Annotated in this window: 19 protein-coding genes; 14 read left to right on the plus strand and 5 right to left on the minus strand. The window is 49.9% G+C overall.

Features of this window, described 5'->3' with window-relative positions; translation table 11 throughout:
* Window positions 1-204 precede the first annotated feature (204 nt).
* On the plus strand, window positions 205-1,218 hold the full coding sequence (locus AC3WQT_RS07535; RefSeq protein WP_492703241.1) for a M20/M25/M40 family metallo-hydrolase: 1,014 nt from the start codon (window positions 205-207) through the stop codon (window positions 1,216-1,218).
* Window positions 1,219-1,299: 81 nt separating this feature from the next.
* On the opposite strand, the gene AC3WQT_RS07540 is transcribed toward AC3WQT_RS07535, so the two are convergent.
* Window positions 1,300-1,980, minus strand: a complete 681-nt coding sequence (locus AC3WQT_RS07540) for a Bax inhibitor-1/YccA family protein (protein ID WP_492703242.1) — start codon at window positions 1,978-1,980, stop codon at window positions 1,300-1,302.
* Window positions 1,981-2,391: 411 nt separating this feature from the next.
* Between AC3WQT_RS07540 and AC3WQT_RS07545 the strand changes: the two genes are divergently transcribed.
* The 10 genes from AC3WQT_RS07545 (at window position 2,392) to AC3WQT_RS07590 (ending at window position 12,380) form a co-directional block, all read left to right on the plus strand.
* Window positions 2,392-3,816, plus strand: a complete 1,425-nt coding sequence (locus AC3WQT_RS07545) for a high affinity choline transporter 1 (protein ID WP_492703244.1) — start codon at window positions 2,392-2,394, stop codon at window positions 3,814-3,816.
* Window positions 3,817-3,908: 92 nt separating this feature from the next.
* A complete protein-coding gene (locus AC3WQT_RS07550; RefSeq protein WP_492703245.1) occupies window positions 3,909-4,232 on the plus strand; it encodes an FmdB family zinc ribbon protein in 324 nt (107 codons plus the stop codon).
* Window positions 4,233-4,295: 63 nt separating this feature from the next.
* Entirely contained in the window at window positions 4,296-4,898 is a 603-nt protein-coding gene (locus tag AC3WQT_RS07555; RefSeq protein WP_423009111.1) for a DUF502 domain-containing protein, read from the plus strand.
* Between the two features lie 61 nt (window positions 4,899-4,959).
* Entirely contained in the window at window positions 4,960-6,762 is a 1,803-nt protein-coding gene (gene aspS, locus AC3WQT_RS07560) for an aspartate--tRNA ligase (protein WP_492703246.1), read from the plus strand.
* 70 nt (window positions 6,763-6,832) lie between these two features.
* Entirely contained in the window at window positions 6,833-7,627 is a 795-nt protein-coding gene (locus AC3WQT_RS07565) for a CsgG/HfaB family protein (RefSeq protein ID WP_492703247.1), read from the plus strand.
* Between the two features lie 167 nt (window positions 7,628-7,794).
* Window positions 7,795-8,244, plus strand: a complete 450-nt coding sequence (gene nudB, locus AC3WQT_RS07570; protein ID WP_492703248.1) for a dihydroneopterin triphosphate diphosphatase — start codon at window positions 7,795-7,797, stop codon at window positions 8,242-8,244.
* A gap of 19 nt (window positions 8,245-8,263) precedes the next feature.
* Window positions 8,264-9,079 carry an endonuclease/exonuclease/phosphatase family protein gene (locus AC3WQT_RS07575; RefSeq protein WP_492703250.1) on the plus strand — a complete coding sequence of 272 codons (816 nt, stop codon included), beginning with the start codon at window positions 8,264-8,266 and terminating at the stop codon, window positions 9,077-9,079.
* Entirely contained in the window at window positions 9,076-10,239 is a 1,164-nt protein-coding gene (locus tag AC3WQT_RS07580; protein WP_492703252.1) for a phospholipase D-like domain-containing protein, read from the plus strand. The genes AC3WQT_RS07575 and AC3WQT_RS07580 overlap by 4 nt, the downstream gene beginning before the upstream one ends.
* Complete coding sequence (locus tag AC3WQT_RS07585; protein ID WP_492703253.1) at window positions 10,236-11,036, plus strand: DUF429 domain-containing protein; 801 nt, start codon at window positions 10,236-10,238, stop codon at window positions 11,034-11,036. The genes AC3WQT_RS07580 and AC3WQT_RS07585 overlap by 4 nt, the downstream gene beginning before the upstream one ends.
* A 90-nt stretch (window positions 11,037-11,126) precedes the next feature.
* Entirely contained in the window at window positions 11,127-12,380 is a 1,254-nt protein-coding gene (locus AC3WQT_RS07590) for a hypothetical protein (RefSeq protein ID WP_492703254.1), read from the plus strand.
* A gap of 69 nt (window positions 12,381-12,449) precedes the next feature.
* On the opposite strand, the gene AC3WQT_RS07595 is transcribed toward AC3WQT_RS07590, so the two are convergent.
* Genes AC3WQT_RS07595 through AC3WQT_RS07610 form a run of 4 tightly spaced genes read right to left on the minus strand, consistent with a single transcriptional unit; the run spans window position 12,450 to window position 15,208 of the window.
* The gene (locus AC3WQT_RS07595) at window positions 12,450-13,325 is read right to left on the minus strand and encodes a hypothetical protein (RefSeq protein ID WP_492703255.1); all 876 of its coding nucleotides are present in this window, start codon (window positions 13,323-13,325) and stop codon (window positions 12,450-12,452) included.
* Window positions 13,315-14,082 (minus strand): tRNA(His) guanylyltransferase Thg1 family protein, encoded by a 768-nt coding sequence (locus AC3WQT_RS07600; protein ID WP_492703256.1) that lies wholly within the window; start codon window positions 14,080-14,082, stop codon window positions 13,315-13,317. The genes AC3WQT_RS07595 and AC3WQT_RS07600 overlap by 11 nt, the downstream gene beginning before the upstream one ends.
* Window positions 14,079-14,519: an ATP-binding protein gene (locus AC3WQT_RS07605; protein WP_492703258.1), complete on the minus strand. Its 441-nt coding sequence runs from the start codon at window positions 14,517-14,519 to the stop codon at window positions 14,079-14,081. Before AC3WQT_RS07605 ends, AC3WQT_RS07600 begins: the two co-directional genes overlap by 4 nt.
* Window positions 14,520-14,569: 50 nt before the next feature.
* Complete coding sequence (locus AC3WQT_RS07610) at window positions 14,570-15,208, minus strand: TetR/AcrR family transcriptional regulator (protein WP_492703259.1); 639 nt, start codon at window positions 15,206-15,208, stop codon at window positions 14,570-14,572.
* Window positions 15,209-15,481: 273 nt separating this feature from the next.
* Between AC3WQT_RS07610 and AC3WQT_RS07615 the strand changes: the two genes are divergently transcribed.
* The 3 genes from AC3WQT_RS07615 (at window position 15,482) to AC3WQT_RS07625 (ending at window position 18,553) form a co-directional block, all read left to right on the plus strand.
* Window positions 15,482-15,865, plus strand: coding sequence for an RNA-binding S4 domain-containing protein (locus AC3WQT_RS07615; RefSeq protein WP_492703260.1), 384 nt, complete (start codon window positions 15,482-15,484; stop codon window positions 15,863-15,865).
* A gap of 228 nt (window positions 15,866-16,093) precedes the next feature.
* Window positions 16,094-16,696, plus strand: coding sequence for a TetR/AcrR family transcriptional regulator (locus AC3WQT_RS07620; protein WP_492703641.1), 603 nt, complete (start codon window positions 16,094-16,096; stop codon window positions 16,694-16,696).
* Window positions 16,697-16,762: 66 nt separating this feature from the next.
* Window positions 16,763-18,553, plus strand: coding sequence for an acyl-CoA dehydrogenase C-terminal domain-containing protein (locus AC3WQT_RS07625; RefSeq protein ID WP_492703262.1), 1,791 nt, complete (start codon window positions 16,763-16,765; stop codon window positions 18,551-18,553).
* Window positions 18,554-18,568: the final 15 nt, after the last annotated feature.

The following is an 18,568-nucleotide window of genomic DNA, read 5'->3' on the forward strand; positions in this document are numbered from 1 at the left end:
TGCTATATCGAATGCAGCGAAAGCCAAGCTGGCGTTTATGCCATGTTAAGGCGGCAATTGCAAGCTTCCACAAACCTATTTGCTGGTATTAGAGCATTAATACAGGCAAGTCATGGCATTTTTTGCAAGGAGAACTTATATTGATGTCCGTTTGTCTTAGCTAACATCCAATGTCACTTTTAACTTCAGCCCCGGTAATGATCCATGTCAAAACTTAGTAAAACGATTTCCAGCTTATTGCCAGTATTAGCGCTTGGCCTCAGTCATTTGCCTGTACAGGCAGCGGAATCGGCAAATGCGGCGGTGCAGGCTATGGTCGATGTCAACAAGCTGGCCAGCGAAGAAATGGCTGGGCGAGCGACCGAAAGCAAGGGCAGCGCCCTGGCACGTGATTACATTATCAGTCGCGTACAGCAACTGGGTTTGACACCGTGCAAGGATGATTTCGTGCACGAGTTTGAATTCCAGACCCGCCAGGGTGCTAGCCGCAAAGGTAAAAATATCCTTGCCTGCCGTCCCGGCAGCATGAGCGACCACGCGACAGCACCTGTGCTGGTGATCAGCGCGCATTATGATCATCTGGGTGAGAAGGCGGGCAAGATTTATTACGGTGCGGATGATAATGCCTCCGGCGTGGCCGCCGTGCTGGCAATAGCTGCTGCCATGCAAAATAATCCACCGCAACATGATGTCATGTACATCCTGTTTGATGCAGAAGAAATGGGGCTGAGTGGTTCGCGCGCTTTTGCTGCCAAGCCAGTAGTGGAGATGACACGCATAGGCATGAATATGAATTTCGACATGATTGCCCGTGGCGACAAGGGCGAGTTGTATGCCAGCGGTGCTTACCATACGCCTGCACTCAGGGATTTGCTGCACAGCCTCGATGGCACACAGGGCGTGAAACTCAAATTCGGCCACGACAGGCCAGAACAAGGACAAGATGACTGGACCAAACAGTCAGATCACCTGCCTTTCTTTCTGGCGGGTGTGCCGCATATCTATTTTGGCGTGGAAGACCACGCTGACTATCATCAGCCGACAGACACTGCAGACAAGATCAATCCACAGTTTTATCTGGGGGCAGTGGATTTATTGACCAAGGCCAGTTATTTGCTGGATCAGGCCATGCTGACGACTGATTTCAGGAGTAGAGGCAAAGATGGGCAGGCCGCTGTGCTGACTGGAGCAGACAAGGGTAGCAAGGGAAGTAAATAAGGTGGAAGTGAAGCAGAGGCGGGCTGGGGGCTAAACTGGTCTCCAGCCTGCGTTGAAGCAGGCTGGAGAAGATAAAGCTGCTTAGTCACGCAGGCTCATGACGATACGCAAGACATACCAGAACATCAGGGCAACTGAGGCGAACAATTCCAGTGCGGCACCGACATAACGGTCTTCAGGGTAATGATGGATGACGTTGGATGCATCGTACAGGATCGCTGCACCGGCAAAAGCCACCATGCCTACACAAAAGAACAGGCCGAGCTGGAAGCCAAAGATCATGCCACAGGCGATCAGTATCAGGGCAACCAGGCCACCCCATTTCAATACACTGCCGAGGAAAGAAAAGTCTTTGCGCGACACATAGGCAATACCGACCAGGCCTACGGTTGCCAGTATGGTCACCAGGCCAGCATTGGCGATGGCACCCGGTGCTACCTTATTGGCGATCGACAGGATGGGAATAAAGATTATCGCTTCTGCCACGATGTATGCGCCCAGCGCTGCATATTGCAGGGGCAGGCTTTCTACCGTATGTGCCGCACGCGATGCCAGCCAGCCTATCAGCATGAATGCGCCAAGGATGAGGAACCATGGCAGATGGCGCATGGCTTGTGCCATGACATCGGCGATACCGGATTTGAATAAAATGACTTCAATCGCAGTGAACGCCAGGATTGCGCCGCCGAGGTGATTAAAGGTCTTGCTGATAAAACGCTCACGCGCTGGTCCGTAACCTTGTTGGGTGCTTGCCAGTTCCATGGATGTTCCTATCGTAGATGTGCTGCATCAGCCTGAAACAGCTCTGCAGCTTAGATTAATATGTAGAATAATAAGCCTGCAAAATGTGCAAGGCGTGGCCGATTTTATATGAATGTGTCTGTGTAAAGTCAATCATGTTTCAAAGTGTTTCAAATAATTGCATATATGATAACTATTTAATTTCCCTTCAGGTTTCCTCGTGGAAATGAAGTGATGTTATGTTTTTGCTATTCAAGCTCCATTTTCAGGTACATTTTGATACATCGGGCAAGATAGCGTGTTTTTTACACAAATAAGCATAATACATCGCAGAAAATTGCCTGTTCCCTAGTCAAACTTCGTGTAACTTACGTCTATAATGCCCGCAGCAAAAAAGCGGGTTTTTTTATTGACATCATTGCACGCCTTTCCATGAATACACTTATCTGGTTCGTCATCCTGTATTGGGTCATCTCTGTTGGCATAGGTTTGTATGCCGCCCGTTATGTCAATAACTCCAAGGACTATGCAGTCGCGGGTCGCTCGTTGCCCATGTATGTGGTCACCGCCACGGTGTTTGCGACCTGGTTTGGTTCTGAAACAGTGCTGGGTATTTCCTCCACCTTCGTCAAGGAGGGTTTGAAGGGTGTGGTTGCTGATCCCTTCGGCTCTTCCTTGTGCCTGATCTTTGTTGGCCTGTTCTTTGCACGTCCGCTGTACCGCATGAACTTGCTGACTATCGGTGATTATTACCGCAATAAATTTGGCCGTACTGCCGAGGTGCTGGTGACCCTGTGTATCGTTGTCTCTTACCTGGGCTGGGTGGCTGCTCAGATCAAGGCACTGGGCCTGGTGTTCACAGTGGTGTCTGGTGGTTACATCTCCATGAACACCGGCATGATGATAGGTGCTGGCAGCGTACTGATCTATACACTGATGGGTGGCATGTGGTCAGTGGCAATCACTGACTTCTTGCAAATGATCATCATTGTCGTCGGCATGTTGTATATAGGCTGGGAAGTTTCTGGCATGGTTGGCGGGGCAGGGGTGGTGATTTCTCATGCGGCTAATGCGGGCAAGCTGGAATTCTGGCCTTCTCCCACTGCCAAGGAGTCACTCTGGTTCTTTGCCGCCTGGATCACCATGATGCTGGGTTCGATACCCCAGCAGGACGTATTCCAGCGCGTGGCTTCGTCCAAAAACGAAAAAATTGCTGGTAATGCATCGGTATTGGGTGGCGTATTGTATTTCTGCTTCGCCTTCATCCCCATGTTCCTGGCTTATTCCGCGACGCTGATCGACCCCAAGATGGTCGAAAGCCTGATAGACAAAGACCCGCAACTGATTTTGCCTACCCTGATCATGACCAAGGTACCCATGCTGGCCCAGGTCATGTTCTTTGGTGCCTTGCTGTCGGCGATCAAGAGTTGTGCCAGCGCAACTTTGCTGGCGCCGTCTGTGACCTTTTCTGAAAACATCCTGAAACCATTCTTCCCCAAGCAAAGTGACAAGCAATTCCTGTTCATGATGCGTATCGTGGTGCTGGTATTCACTGCCATCATTACCATATTTGCCATGAACACCGAATCCAGTATTTATAAAATGGTGGAGAATGCCTATAAAGTGACTCTGGTTGCCGCTTTTGTACCGCTGTCATTTGGTCTGTACTGGAAGCGTGCCACTACCCAGGGTGGCCTGGCATCCATCATCCTTGGCATAGTCTGCTGGGTCAGTATGGAAGTCTTTGCGCCGGATGGTTTGTGGCCGCCGCAACTGGTAGGTGTGCTCATGAGTGTGACAGGCATGATAGCCGGGTCTTTGCTGCCGCAATTTATCCGCAAGCCATTAACTGTTTGATATCGGCTTGGGGACTGGCATGATGCAATGCGCAAATTCTGGTCAAAAACCTTTATAATTCAGGGTTTTATCAGTTTTTTTAAGGCTACACCATGCCGATTTATGCTTACCGTTGTGAAGAATGCGGGTTTGCCAAGGATGTATTGCAAAAGATGTCCGAAGAGCCGCTCAGTGTTTGTCCTGCCTGCAGCAAATCTTCTTTCCGCAAGCAAGTGACTGCTGCCGGCTTTCAGCTCAAGGGCTCGGGCTGGTATGTGACTGACTTCCGTGGTGGCTCTGGCGGTGCTGCTGCCGCACCATCTGCTGAAGGCGGGTCTGCTGGATCAACAACAGCGCCGGCAGCTGAAGCCAGTACAACAACGGCCGCATCTGCTCCAGTGGCGGCTCCGGCTAGCGATTCAGGCAAAGCTGCCTGAGTTGTACTTGATTACACTTAATCCATTATTATTGTCGTTTCACTCAGAAAACTTGTGATTACCATGCGTAAATACTTTATTACTGGCTTGCTGATTTTAGTACCCCTGGCAATCACGCTGTGGGTGCTGCATGCCATTATCAGTACCATGGACCAGTCCCTGTTGCTGTTGCCAGTTGAATGGCGTCCAGAAAAACTGGTTGGCTTCAAAGTGCTGGGCATAGGTACGATCCTGACCTTGCTCATCGTCTTTGTGACTGGTTTGCTGGCACAGAACTTTATTGGCAATTACGTTATCAAAGCCTGGGAAAGCCTGTTGCAGCGTATTCCTATCGTCAGTTCCATCTATTCCAGCGTGAAACAGGTATCCGATACCTTGTTTTCATCATCCGGCAATGCTTTCCGCAAAGCTGTGCTGATCGAATACCCGCGCCGTGATTGCTGGACCATAGGCTTTCTGACCGGTGTACCGGGTGGTGATGTAGTCAATCACCTCAAAGGTGATTTTGTCAGCGTATATGTGCCGACAACGCCGAATCCGACTTCCGGCTTTTTCCTGATGTTACCCAGGGATCAGGCCATAGAACTGGACATGAGTGTCGATGCCGCACTCAAGTATATTGTTTCCATGGGCGTGGTGGCTCCCGAGCATCTCCCCACCAAATAAATGATGTGGTTATCCACTGCATCAAATCATTTTTAATTTTGAATACAGACAGGTAAGAAATATGTCCATGCGTACCCAATACTGCGGCCTCACTACTGAGGAATTACTCGGCCAAACCGTCAGCCTGTGCGGCTGGGTGCACCGTCGTCGCGATCACGGCGGCGTGATCTTTATCGACTTGCGTGACCGCGAAGGTCTGGTGCAGGTTGTTTGCGATCCTGACCGTGCCGACGTGTTCAAAGCTGCAGAGTCCGTACGCAATGAATTTTGCCTGCGCATTACTGGCCTGGTACGTAGCCGTCCAGAAGGTACTGGCAACAATAATCTGAAATCCGGCAAGATCGAAGTGCTGGCGCATGAAGTGGAAGTGTTGAATCCTTCCGTTACGCCACCGTTCCAGCTGGATGATGACAATCTGTCTGAAACCACACGCCTGACTCACCGCGTGCTGGACCTGCGCCGCCCACAGATGCAAAATAACCTGCGCCTGCGTTACAAGGTAGCGATGGAAGTGCGCAAGTTCCTCGATGCAAATGGTTTCATCGATATCGAAACACCGATGCTGACCAAGTCCACGCCAGAAGGCGCACGTGACTACCTGGTGCCATCCCGCGTTAATGCTGGTAACTTCTTTGCCTTGCCACAATCCCCGCAATTGTTCAAACAATTGCTGATGGTGGCCAACTTTGACCGTTACTATCAGATCACCAAGTGCTTCCGCGATGAAGACTTGCGCGCTGACCGCCAGCCAGAATTTACCCAGATCGATTGCGAAACTTCCTTCATGAACGAGCAAGAGATTCGTGACATGTTTGAAGGCATGATACGTCTGGTTTTCAAAAACACGCTGGACATCGACCTGCCAAATCCTTTCCCTGTCATGGAATTTGCTGAAGCCATGGGTCTGTATGGTTCCGACAAACCAGACATGCGCGTCAAACTGCAATTCACAGAATTGACAGACGTGATGAAGGATGTCGACTTCAAAGTATTCGCCGGTGCTGCCAATATGGTCAATGGCCGTGTAGTCGGTTTGCGCGTACCAGGTGGTGCCAACATGCCACGTTCTGAAATCGATGCGTACACTCAATTCGTCGGTATCTACGGTGCCAAAGGCCTGGCTTACATCAAGGTGAATGACAAGGCACAAGGCCGTGATGGCTTGCAGTCTCCTATCGTCAAGAACATCCATGACGCTGCCCTGGCACAAGTGCTGGAACGTACAGGTGCACAAGATGGCGACCTGATTTTCTTCGGCGCAGACAAAGCCAAAGTCGTCAATGACGCTATCGGCGCGTTGCGCGTGAAAATCGGTCATAGCGAATTCGGCAAAGCCAATGGCTTGTTTGAAGACGTATGGAAACCATTGTGGGTAGTTGACTTCCCCATGTTTGAACATGATGAAGAAAACGACCGCTGGACTGCGACGCATCACCCATTCACGGCACCAAAAGATGGCCATGAAGATTTGATGGAAACTGATCCGGGCAAGTGTATCGCCAAGGCCTATGACATGGTCCTGAACGGCTGGGAACTGGGCGGTGGTTCTGTCCGTATCCATCGTGCTGATGTACAAAGCAAAGTGTTCCGTGCATTGAAGATCGATGATGCAGAAGCACAGCTGAAATTTGGTTTCCTGCTGGATGCCCTGCAATATGGCGCGCCTCCACATGGTGGCCTGGCTTTTGGCCTGGACCGTATCGTCACCATGATGACTGGTGCAGAATCCATTCGCGACGTCATCGCTTTCCCGAAAACTCAGCGTGCGCAATGTCTGTTGACACAAGCACCATCTGAAGTCGACGAAAAGCAATTGCGTGAACTGCATATCCGTTTGCGTGCAGCAGAACCAAAAATCGCCTAAGTAAGCCTAAGTAAGTTAAGCATCTTTAATCTGTAAGCCGGGCCAATAAACTGTGATCAATGAAAAGAGTATGCAAGTGAATAACAAGACAGCCTTATTTTTATTGTTGAGCAGCAGTTTGTTTCTCGCCGCTTGCGGAGAAAAGAAAACCGAACTTGGTGAAGGTTCGTCTGAAGTGACAGGCGCTGCCGGTCCTGCTGGTGCCAAGGGTGCCAGCAAGACCCTGGTCAAGTGTGATGCACCAGTCGCGACCCTGTCACTGGTCGAGAACCCGAATGGCTACACCATGAGCAGCCAGTACAACTTGCCGTCTTCTCCTGTGCCTTTGATACGCTTGCTGGCACAGCAAAGTGGTTGCTTCCGCGTGGTTGATCGTGCATCTGGCCTGAAGGCTGTGATACAGGAGCAGGAACTCAAGGATCAGGGCATTATCCGTAAAAATTCTACGGTGTCCAAGGGCAAAGGCTATGAAGCGCAATACACGATTACCCCCAGCCTGACTTTTTCTGAAAGCAAGGCCGGTGGCGGTATTGGTGCCATCATGGGCATGATCCCTTTCCTCAGGAATTTCACTGGTTATGCAGAGAAGGTCAGCTTCAAGGAAGCACAAGTGGTTTTATTATTGACTGATAATGAAACCACCGAGCAACTGGCAGCTGCAACCGGTTCTGCCAAGACCACGGACCTGGGCATGGGCGGCCTCAGTTTTGGTGCTGCCGGTGGTGGCTTTGGCGCAGGCTGGAGCAATACCAATGAAGCCAAGGTCATCGTTGCTGCCTTCCTGGATGCGCACAATAAGCTGGTGCCGCAAGTCAGGCATTTACAGGAAAAAGAAATGCCACCTGCTGTGCCAGTGAAGAAGTAAGCCTCAATCCTGCGACAAAAGCATCACGAAAAGAGCCTGTTTCTGACAGGCTCTTTTTTTGTTTTCTGATACTGTTAGCCCGGATAGATCAGATACAAAAAAGCACCGGTAGCTAAAGGAGTTAGAATAGTAAGCTGAAAACCAGTTAAAGTTCAGCACTGCTCACCATGTCCTTGCATAAAATCCCCGTATCCGTACTTGTAGTCATTTATACACCCGCGCTTGATGTACTATTATTGGAAAGGGCCGACAAGGCCGGTTTCTGGCAGTCTGTAACTGGTTCCAAAGACAGCGAGAACGAGGCTTTGTCTGACACCGCCATCCGTGAAGTAGCTGAAGAAACTGGTATTGATGCCCTGCAATTCGACTTGCAAGATTGGGGACTGACCAATATATATGAAATCTACCCGGTGTGGCGTCATCGCTATGCACCGGGGGTGACGCAAAATACCGAGCATGTGTTTGGCCTGTGTGTCAGCCCTGATGTAACAATCAGGCTGGCACCGCGTGAACATCTGCAATACCAGTGGTTGCCATGGCGGGATGCAGCAGACAAGTGTTTCTCCGCATCGAATGCCGAAGCCATACTGCAACTGCCAAAGTTGATCCAGGTTTAATAAGCTAAAGGGAATCACCATGAAGCTTCGCATTGCCACCTACAATATCCACAAGGGCGTCAGTGCATTTGGCCGCAAGGCCCGCATCCATGGCATCAAGGAAGCGATAGATTTGCTCGATGCAGACCTGGTTTTTTTACAGGAAGTGCAGGGGCAACATGACTTGCATGCAGAAAACCACACACTGTGGCCGCAAGAGAGCCAGCATGATTTCCTGGCAGGACAATCCCATCAGGCGGTGTATGGCATGAATGCGGTGTATGAGCATGGCCACCATGGCAATGCCTTGTTGAGCCGCTTTCCAATCGCCTCTTTCACCAATCATGATGTATCAGACCATGCCTATGAGCAGCGTGGCATCCTGCATGCCATTGTGCAGGTCGACAAGGTTCAGGTGCATTGTTTTGTGATTCATCTGGGCTTGTTCGCCGGCAGCCGCCGCCGACAAATACTGGCACTGATAAAAACCATCAAGCAAGACTTGCCAGTTGACGCGCCGCTGGTGATAGCAGGTGACTTCAATGACTGGAGCCAGCGCCTGAGCCAGACGCTTTACCAGGAGTTGGGTGTCATCGAAGCCTTTGATGTCGAGGCGCAGCCTGCGGCATCACGGTTTTCACTGAAGGGCATGCGCAGGATATTGAGCAAAAACAACGGTGGCCATGCCCGCACCTTCCCCGCTGGCCTGCCCTGGTTATGTCTGGACCGTGTATATCTGCGTGGCTTCAAGGTGGAAGAGGCGCATGTCATGAAAGGTGCCCCCTGGACTACCTTGTCCGACCATGTACCGATCACCGTTAGCCTGGAATTGCTGGATCAAACTAAAAGCCCATGAGTAAACTGCATTTCATTGAAGGCAATGATGTAGAGCTTTTGCATAGCGGTGCTCAGTTTTTCCCTGCTCTGATTGCATCCATCAACCAGGCACAGCATGAAGTGTATCTGGAGTCTTATATCTTTACGACTGACCAGACTGCGCAGTCTGTGCAGGAGGCACTGGTGCAGGCAGCAGCGCGTGGTGTGCAGGTCAGGGTGGTCATAGACTGGATAGGCAGTGACCGTAGCCTGGCGATTGACCTGACTGATCGTTTCAATAAGCAGGGAGTATATTGCCGTTGCTTCAATCCCTGGTTCAAGCGTGGCCTGGCACGAACCCATAGAAAAATTTGCGTGGTAGACAGGCAAGTCGCCATCGTCGGTGGTTTGAATATCATTGATGACTGTATTGCAGATGATGGCTCTGGTATCGTCCTGCCATACCCGCGCTGGGACTTTGCCGTTACAGTCACCGGCCCGCTGGTCGCTAATATCCATCTGGAAGTCGAATCGCAATGGCGCAAGCTGGGCAAACTGGGTTTGCGTACCCGCTTCGCGCTGATGAAGCATTTGCATGCCGATGCCAAGGTCGCGGGCAAGCAAATCACCTCGGCAGCGCTGGTTGTGCGCGACAATTTGCGCAATCGTGCAACCATACAAAGAGCCTACTTGCAGGCGCTTGGCATGGCGAGATCACGCGCCATTCTGGTCACGCCCTATTTTGCCCCTGGAAGGAAATTTCGCCGCGCCCTGGTGTCAGCCGCCACTCGCGGTGTCGATGTGGTGCTTTTACTCGGTGTCGGTCAGTTCGCTTTGCAGGATGCAGTGTCACAGTCTTTTTACCCCAAATTACTGACAGCCGGTGTGCGCATAGTCGAATATGGCAAGACGCAACTGCATGCCAAAGTCGCTGTTATTGATGAAGACTGGGCCACTGTCGGCTCCAGTAATTTTGACGGCCTCAGCCTGTTCGTCAACCACGAGGCCAATGTTGTTATCCGCGACAAGATATTTACAGCAAGCCTGGCGCATGAACTGGAATTGGGCATTGCTGACGGCACAGAAATCTTTGCTGAAGATGTGCACAAGAAAGCCTGGTATAAACGCGCATGGTATGGCACGGCCTATCTGATTTACCGTGGCCTCATGCGCATCGTCACTTTCGGGCATTACGGATGAAATTGCACGGTGTGGATTTCACGTCGGCACCATCACGCCGCAAAGGCATCACGATTGCCAGCGGCCAGATGCAAGGCGATGTACTGCGCCTTGAATCCTTGCAAACACTCAGCGACTTCACTGCTTTTGATAACTGGCTCATGCTGCCTGGTCCCTGGCTGGGCGGTTTTGATTTACCATTTTCCCTGCCACGTGAACTAATAAAACATCTGCGCTGGCCAGCTAATTGGCCAGACCTGATGCGCCATCTGCAAACACAAACGCGTGCGGAATTACGCCTGCAATTCAAGGCTTTCTGTGATGCTCGTGCAATCGGCAATAAATTCGCCCACAGGGCAACTGACATACCTGCGGGGTCTTCACCTTCCATGAAATGGGTGAACCCACCTGTCGCCTACATGCTGCACGCTGGTGCCCCACGCTTGCTGGATGCGGGAGTCAGTATTCCCGGCATGGTAGAAGGTGACCCACAACGCATCGCACTCGAAGCCTACCCCGGCATGGTGGCGCGTAGCATCACCAAAGCCTCGTATAAAAGCGATGACAAGAGCAAGCAAACACCAGAACGCCAGCAAGTACGCGAGCTGATCATCGCCGCTTTGGAAGCGGGAACCACACCATGGAAAATCAAGCTGGATCTGGGGAAATACAAGACAGAACTGATAGAAGACGGTAGCGCCGATTTACTTGATGCCGTGTTGTGCATGTTGCTTGCCGCATGGGCTTGGCAAAGAAAGGAACAGAATTATGGCTTGCCTGAATTTGATGGGCTGGAAGGCTGGATCGTTGGGGCTTGAATTCCAGATGCAGTACACAGGAAATTTTTTGTTGTTACAGCTTTTCTGATGCGTGATGATGAAACGATTGCGTAGACAGATAATATACTTATGCTCAAACATAATCCTTTTGACCTGATTCGCGAGTACACAATGGTATTTGACCGGCGCGAGATATTTGGTCCTAAATCGTATGTCGCTCACTATGTTGATTTCGATGTATTCGTTACTCGCGCTCGCTATTTGTTGTCGGTTATTTTAGATAGTCATCTGGAGGATCTTTTCAGATTGGAAGAATTGGACTTCCTGAACGGCCCGGATTCATATTGTTCTCTGCGAGTCGGGATATGGATTGCTGGTTTACAAAAAAATAGAAATTTTCTCTCACGTATTGACGAAATAATTAATGGTGAGAAGCTTTTGGGCGGGCAGTTTGATATTGCTTGCGCGGCAGGGCTCCTGTTTGAAGATCCAGATTTGCACACTTTGTATCGGAGCGCATACGATTGTGACTCTAATGCAGGATTCAATAACACTGAAAACGCAAAAGAGAAAAAAGCATGCGCCATAATATGTCTGGAGCATATTGATAAAATACACGGGACTCAATACAGTAAATCCATTTCGTGTGAATTGGATGACCGCCTTCGATCGCGCGTTCTGAGAAAATTGACACGGGTATTAGAGATTTCGCAAGTAATATGGGCGGGATTTAGTATTGCGGGCCCTAGTGATTTAAAAGCTAAATTATCCGAATTTCTCAGTATTACAGTCTCTCAAAAACATCATGCAGCAGGGGTAATGCGATTGATAGCCATTCGTCGGTTCAGCGGCGAATTAGATGCCCTAAGAAAATGGAATGAACTACGAGATACTTTTCAAACTGAGAATCAAATTTATGCAAGGCTTGGAATGACAGTGCCGATTCAGAAGATAGCGGATCTGAATGCAAGAAATGAGCAATTATTTTGTCAGGATGAACCCAAACTGGCAAGGGATGATTTACTACGTCGCTATACTAAAAAATATTTAAATGCTGAGAACGGTGATCTGCGCTGGCTCTGGATAGCAGGGCGTGCTGCCAATAATTTCATTGATATCGTCTGTACCCTGGAGTGCGATTTAGGTCATCGTTTACCCGCAGATTTTGTTGATTACCTTTATGAAAAACTTCATTCTATGGCTTCTTTTAATGCAGATGCCTACGAACAGCACGCCTACGATTTACTGCTGCGCAGTTCGCAATTTGATGAAAAAGCCAAACTCTTGTTGCAAAAAGCTGGTGCACTGAGAACGCGTGTCAAAGAACATCCTAAGCATGTCGGTGTTGATATGACTGCTTCCTGGCAATTCCAGAACGCATAATTTACCTGATGCCGATTTTATTTATTAATAAAAAAGAATATGTAAAAAATGGTGCCATTTTAGTTGGCCTTACTTCTTAGTGTTCAACTCCAAAGCATACGAAGCAACACCATAAGCAAGCCCCACGTAAACAGCCAGTTTGGGATCAAAAATAGCCAGGGTAAGTGCACCGACAGTGCAGCCTATTGCCCGGTACAGAGAATCTTCACCTCTGATTTTCGCCTGTAACGCAGATGCCATTGCCGCTACCGCCAGTATGATGGCGCTGTAAAAGCACCAGGCCAGGAAGTGCCCTGGATGAATGTCAAAGATCGATGCTATAAATACTTCTTCGGTGAAATCTCCCTGCTTGATCGACATGTCAAACAATCGGGAAAAATCAAAGTTCTGAGGCAGTGAGTTTACATAAGTGACTGAACAAACGATGATCAGGGCCAGCACAGCTTTGATGAGGGAAAATATGCTCCAGATCATTGGCTGCCTGTTCAACCATGCCAGACTGGTGGGGTGGCTGTTTCGATCTGCGGGCGAGAACATGTTTTTCAGGCTCATAAACATGCCCAGGCAGGTGAGCAGCATGAATACCAGATACACGAGGTTCTGCGTTGAATGCCGGGCATCCTGAAACCCGGGCTGTGCATACACTATACCCAGTGCCAGCGCAGCGATCGCGGCAAATGCAAAGCCAGCATAGCTGGTTTTTTGCGGCTTGCGTACCAGGCCCGCCCAGATATGCAGCAAGGGTGTACACAATGCATAAGAACCCAGCAGCAATAGCAGCATAAACAAGAACTTCATCCCAAATGCAGCCAGGCTCAGCCCCCGGCCATAAAGACTTGTCGCCACAGCCGCAAGCAACCAGGTCAGCGGCGCAAACATGGGTGCCAGCACATAGGCCTGAAAGGGAGCGCACAGTGCATTGCTGTTGTAGTGATCAGTCGGCATCGCTTTTTAATAATTGCCACAAGAATTCACTATATGCATCCCCCTGCGGCAATTCATAGTCTGTCTTCAAGACTTTTCTTGTACCGATTACTTCTTTATTTTCTTTTGGGTTAAAGCCGATTTTTACTTCTTCGACCGTGTACAACCCAGTGCCGCGCTTTTGCCACAGTGGCAGGGTCTTGAAATTGATATCCCTGCTTTGCAGTAGCGCTTCTTTTTCAGCCAGCGACTTGCCTTCGATGAAGCTGGTAGTTTCGTTTTGTGATTTGCCCTCTTTCCTGAGCTGCCAGTAGCAATGTGCATTCAAGGCATTTCTGTTGGCATCTTCATTACGCCAGCGAAAATAATCCACGACCAGGTTCTGGGTGGGTAACTGGCAGATGCGGCAATCGAAAGCCGCTACCTGGCCGAGCATCAGGCTGAATTTGGCGGATGCTTCACCTGCCAGCAGGGAATTGTATTTTCTTAGCTTGCGGCCAAAGGCATTGATATGCAGGTCAAACAACAAGGAAATCTCATCGCTCTGGTTATAGGCGTAGATGATCTTGAAGCCACAATTCATCAGATGCTTGCAGGTTTCTACCATCAGGTCGCGAAACCTGATGTCAAACGGTGCTTCGAATGCGCAGGTTTCTTTGGTCAGACGGGTAAAGCCGCGGCCATCAATGCGGGCAACCATATAAATCCCGGCAGGGACACAATCATCATACGCAGTTTCATAGCCGCGCATCACTTTTTCCAGTTCATCAAACTTCATTTTTTCCAATCAGTGGCAGTTAATTTACCATCTATAAAATCGACGTAATACAAGCGATCAAAGCCTTCATCATAATCGGGGATTTCCAGCTTTCTATGCGTATCGAGTATGCCAACCTTGGGAACCAGGTCCTTGCCTTGCCGCTGGCTATTCCATGTCAGCGCTCTTTCCAGATCAGTTTTGAAATAATACGCAGTCACCAGCCATTGTCTGGCCTTGATCTGTTCCAGATAGCTTGCCCGGATTTCTCTTGTTGGATTGGTATTGTCAATGACAAAGGGCATGCTGGTGTCAAAACAAAAATCCAGCAGGCGAGTCTGGCGGTTTTTGGTTTTCAGCAAATCATTGCTGATACGCAGATGGCTATTGAAAAAGTGTTCTTTGTAAAAAGAAGATTTACCGCTGGCCTGTAGTCCTATGAAGATGATGGCTTCCATTTGTGTGCATGCGAGTCCGTTTGGCCTGCATTGTGACACAGGCCAGCGCTTCAGCCCACCCGCGTAGCCGCCTTGATGCCATCGGTGATGAAACGCAGCAGATAGGGTGCCGCCAGATCAGCCTGCCGTGCCGGGCACAAACCATCAGACAGGCGTTCTATTCGGGTATCGACGACATGATGCAGCAAGGCGCCGAGGGCGAACTGATAGCTCCAGTAGACACTGTCAGCAGGGGCATGAGGTAGTGCGTCGTGCAGGGCAGCGATGAATTCGCGTGCCATGGGGTCGTAGAATTCTCGCGTGATGCGATCGCTGGCTTCGTGCTGGTCAATCACGCCACGCATGACCATGCGTGAAAAGTTTGCGCCTTCTGCTTTTTCATTGAGTTTCAGTACAGGCATGACAAAGGCGGCGATGATGGCATCCAATGCTACACCCGGTGCACTATGCGTGCGTGCGTGACGCAAACCGTTCAGGCGTTCGGCGATATAACCGCTGTGATGTTCATAGATGGCGTGATACAACTCATTCTTTGCGCCAAAGTAATAACCGATCAGGGCGATGGGTACACCGGCCTCATGGGCGATGTCGCGTATGGACACGCCTTCATAGCTTTGGGCGGCAAAGCATTTCTCTGCGGCAATGAGAATCGCGCGCTTTTTTCCACTTAGTTCTTCAACAGAGCTCATGAGCTGATCCGACCAAATTGGCAAACATGCGAAGTATATGAATTAATACAAAACTTTGCCGAATTGTACGGTCGTTCAGTTTATTGTCTATGCGCACTGCAACATAGTTCAATTTCGTGGTGCGCTGTGTTGTATGCACAATCATTGGGCGAAAATGCATTGTATTTGACTGACAGCTGCCATAAATTGCATCAAAATAGTATGGACGTATTTTTTAGGGCCATACTGGATAGTAATTGACCCGTACATTTGTAAAGAAAAGCGACATCCTTCATGAGTGACACCACCCGTATCGATAAATGGCTGTGGGCAGCCAGATTCTTTAAAACCCGCAGCCTGGCGACCAATGCCATAGAACTGGGCCGCGTCCTGCAAAACGAGCAGCGCGTCAAGCCTGCCCACAATGTCAAGATCGGCGACCTGATCGAGGTGCAGCAGGCTGAACAGGTGTGGCAGGTCAGGGTCTTGCGCATACTGGAGACGCGAGGATCGGCAACCATCGCTCAGACCATGTATGAAGAAACCGAAGAGAGCGCAGCAAAACGAGCCAAAGTAGCAGAAGACAGAAAGTATTTCCGTGAACCGACAGCGAAGCTGACGACCAGACCAACCAAGCGTGATAGGCGGCAACTTGACCAGACCCATAACCATGACTAAGTCAGGACTGAACCGGGACTAAGCAAAGAGCAAAAAACGGGATGGCAGGAGGAAAAACATAATAGATACTCTCCTCTAAAGACGCAATCTGGTTTGACTTTTCAGGCGCTGTGCATAATAGTACGAGCGTTCGATAAATTCATTTGTTTGCATCACTTCTGGCATCACTACTGTAGACATGAATCTTTTCAACACAATCAATGTAATATGAATATGACATCAAAATTCATGCGCAAGGGAGAATTGACCCGCGCCGCCATTCTGGACGTAGCCCTGGATGCTGCCAGCCGGGATGGTATAGAGGGGCTGACCATAGGTTTGCTGGCCGACAAGATGAACATGAGCAAGTCTGGCGTGTTTGCCCATTTCGGTTCGCGTGAAGATTTGCAGATTGAAGTGCTGAAGCTGTACCACCATCATTTCGAGCAAGAAGTGTTTTATCCAAGCATGAAAGAAGAACGTGGCTTGCCGCGTTTGCAGTCCATGTTTGCATTATGGGTCAAGCGCGTCACGGTAGAGATTGCATCTGGCTGTATCTATATCAGCGGTGCAGCCGAATATGATGACAGGGCAGGACCTATCAGGGATGAGCTGGTTGGTATGGTCCACGCGTGGCAGGGGGCCTTGCACCGCGCTGCGGCACAGGCGATACAACTGGGCCATTTGCGTGATGATGTCGAACCTGAACAGATTGTGTATGAAATGTATGGCCTGATATTAGCCCTGCACCATGATGCGCGCTTCTTGCGCAAGCCGGGCAGTGTAGGCCGTGCCGAGATTGGATTTGAACGTATGATCGAGTATTACGCGCCGGTGCAGATCACTGCTTGATTGATCATCGCCGCAAAAATTTAGTATCCACATTTACCGTTTTAACTTTGCCGTCAGGAGAAAATCATGGGTCAATATATCGCTCCATTGCGTGATATGCAGTTCGTGTTGCATGAGCTGTTGAATGTAGAAGAAGAATTGAAACAGCTGCCCAAGCACGCTGATGTTGATGGCGACATCATCAACCAGATTTTGGAAGAAGGCGGCAAATTCACTGCCAATGTATTGTTCCCACTGAACCACTCCGGTGACCGCGAAGGCTGCCACCACGACAAGACCAATCACACTGTCACTACACCAAAAGGCTTTAAAGAAGCTTACAAACAGTACGTGGAAGCTGGCTGGCCTGCATTGTCTTGCGACCCGGAATTCGGCGGCCAGGGCTTGCCACTGGTAGTCAACAATTCTTTCTATGAAATGTTGAATTCATCCAACCAGGCCTGGTCCATGTACCCAGGTTTGTCGCATGGTGCCTATGAATGTATCCATGAGCATGGCACACCAGAACAAAAATCCCTGTACCTGCCCAAGCTGATCTCTGGCGACTGGACTGGCACCATGTGTCTGACCGAGCCACATTGCGGTACTGACTTGGGCATGCTGCGTTCCAAGGCAGAACCACAGGCTGACGGCAGCTACAAAATCACAGGCGCAAAGATCTTCATCTCGGCCGGTGAACACGATATGTCAGAAAACATCGTCCATTTGGTACTGGCACGTTTGCCAGGCGCACCAGAAGGTTCGAAAGGTATTTCCCTGTTCATCGTTCCTAAATATCTGCCAAATGCAGATGGCAGCAATGGCGAACGCAATCCTATTTTCTGCGGCGCGATTGAAGAAAAAATGGGTATTCATGGCAATTCCACTTGCCAGATGAACCTGGACGGCGCAATTGGCTGGCTCATCGGTGGTCCTAACAAGGGTTTGAATGCGATGTTCGTGTTCATGAATGCCGCACGTCTGGGCGTGGGTATGCAAGGTCTGGGTCTGACAGAAGTGGCTTACCAAAATGCCCTGGTCTACGCTAAAGACCGTATCCAGATGCGCAGCCTGTCTGGCCCTAAAGCACCGGACAAGCCAGCTGACCCTATCATCGTCCACGCTGACGTACGCCGCATGCTGTTCACAGCAAAAGCCTATGCAGAAGGCGCACGCGCATTCTGTTCCTACGTTGCCCTGCAACTGGATAAAGAACTGAATCACCCTGATGAACAAGTCCGTAAAGATTGCGCTGACGAAGTCGCCTTGCTGACACCAGTCATCAAAGCCTTCATCACCGACAATGCATGGACGGCGACTTCTGAATGTTTGCAAGTCTACGGTGGCCACGGTTTCATCGCTGAATGGGGCATGGAGCAATATGTACGCGATGCCCGTATCAACATGATTTATGAAGGCACGAATACAGTACAGTCCCTGGACTTGCTGGGTCGTAAAATCCTGATGGACAATGGTGCAAAACTGCGCAAATTTGGTGCCAAGGTACAAGCTTTCGTTGAAGCCAATGGCACTAACGAAGCACTGGCAGAATTTGTTACGCCGCTGGCTGAACTGGGTGACAAGGTCACCAAGCTGACCATGGAAATCGGCATGAAAGCCTTCCAGAATCCGGATGAAGTCGGCGCTGCTGCCGTGCCTTATCTGCGTGTAGTCGGTCACTTGGTCTATAGTTATTTCTTTGCACAAATGGCAAAGATCGCTCTTGAAAAACAAGATTCTGGCGACAAGTTCTATGTCTCCAAACTGGCAACAGTGCGTTTCTACTTTGCCCGCCTGTATCCGGAAACAGCGATGCTGATCCGCCAGGCACGTTCTGGTTCTGCCAATTTGCTGGCACTCGAAGCTGATTTGTTCTAATCAAACATGCGCCCC

The sequence above is a fragment of the Undibacterium sp. FW305-107 genome (assembly GCF_058788535.1).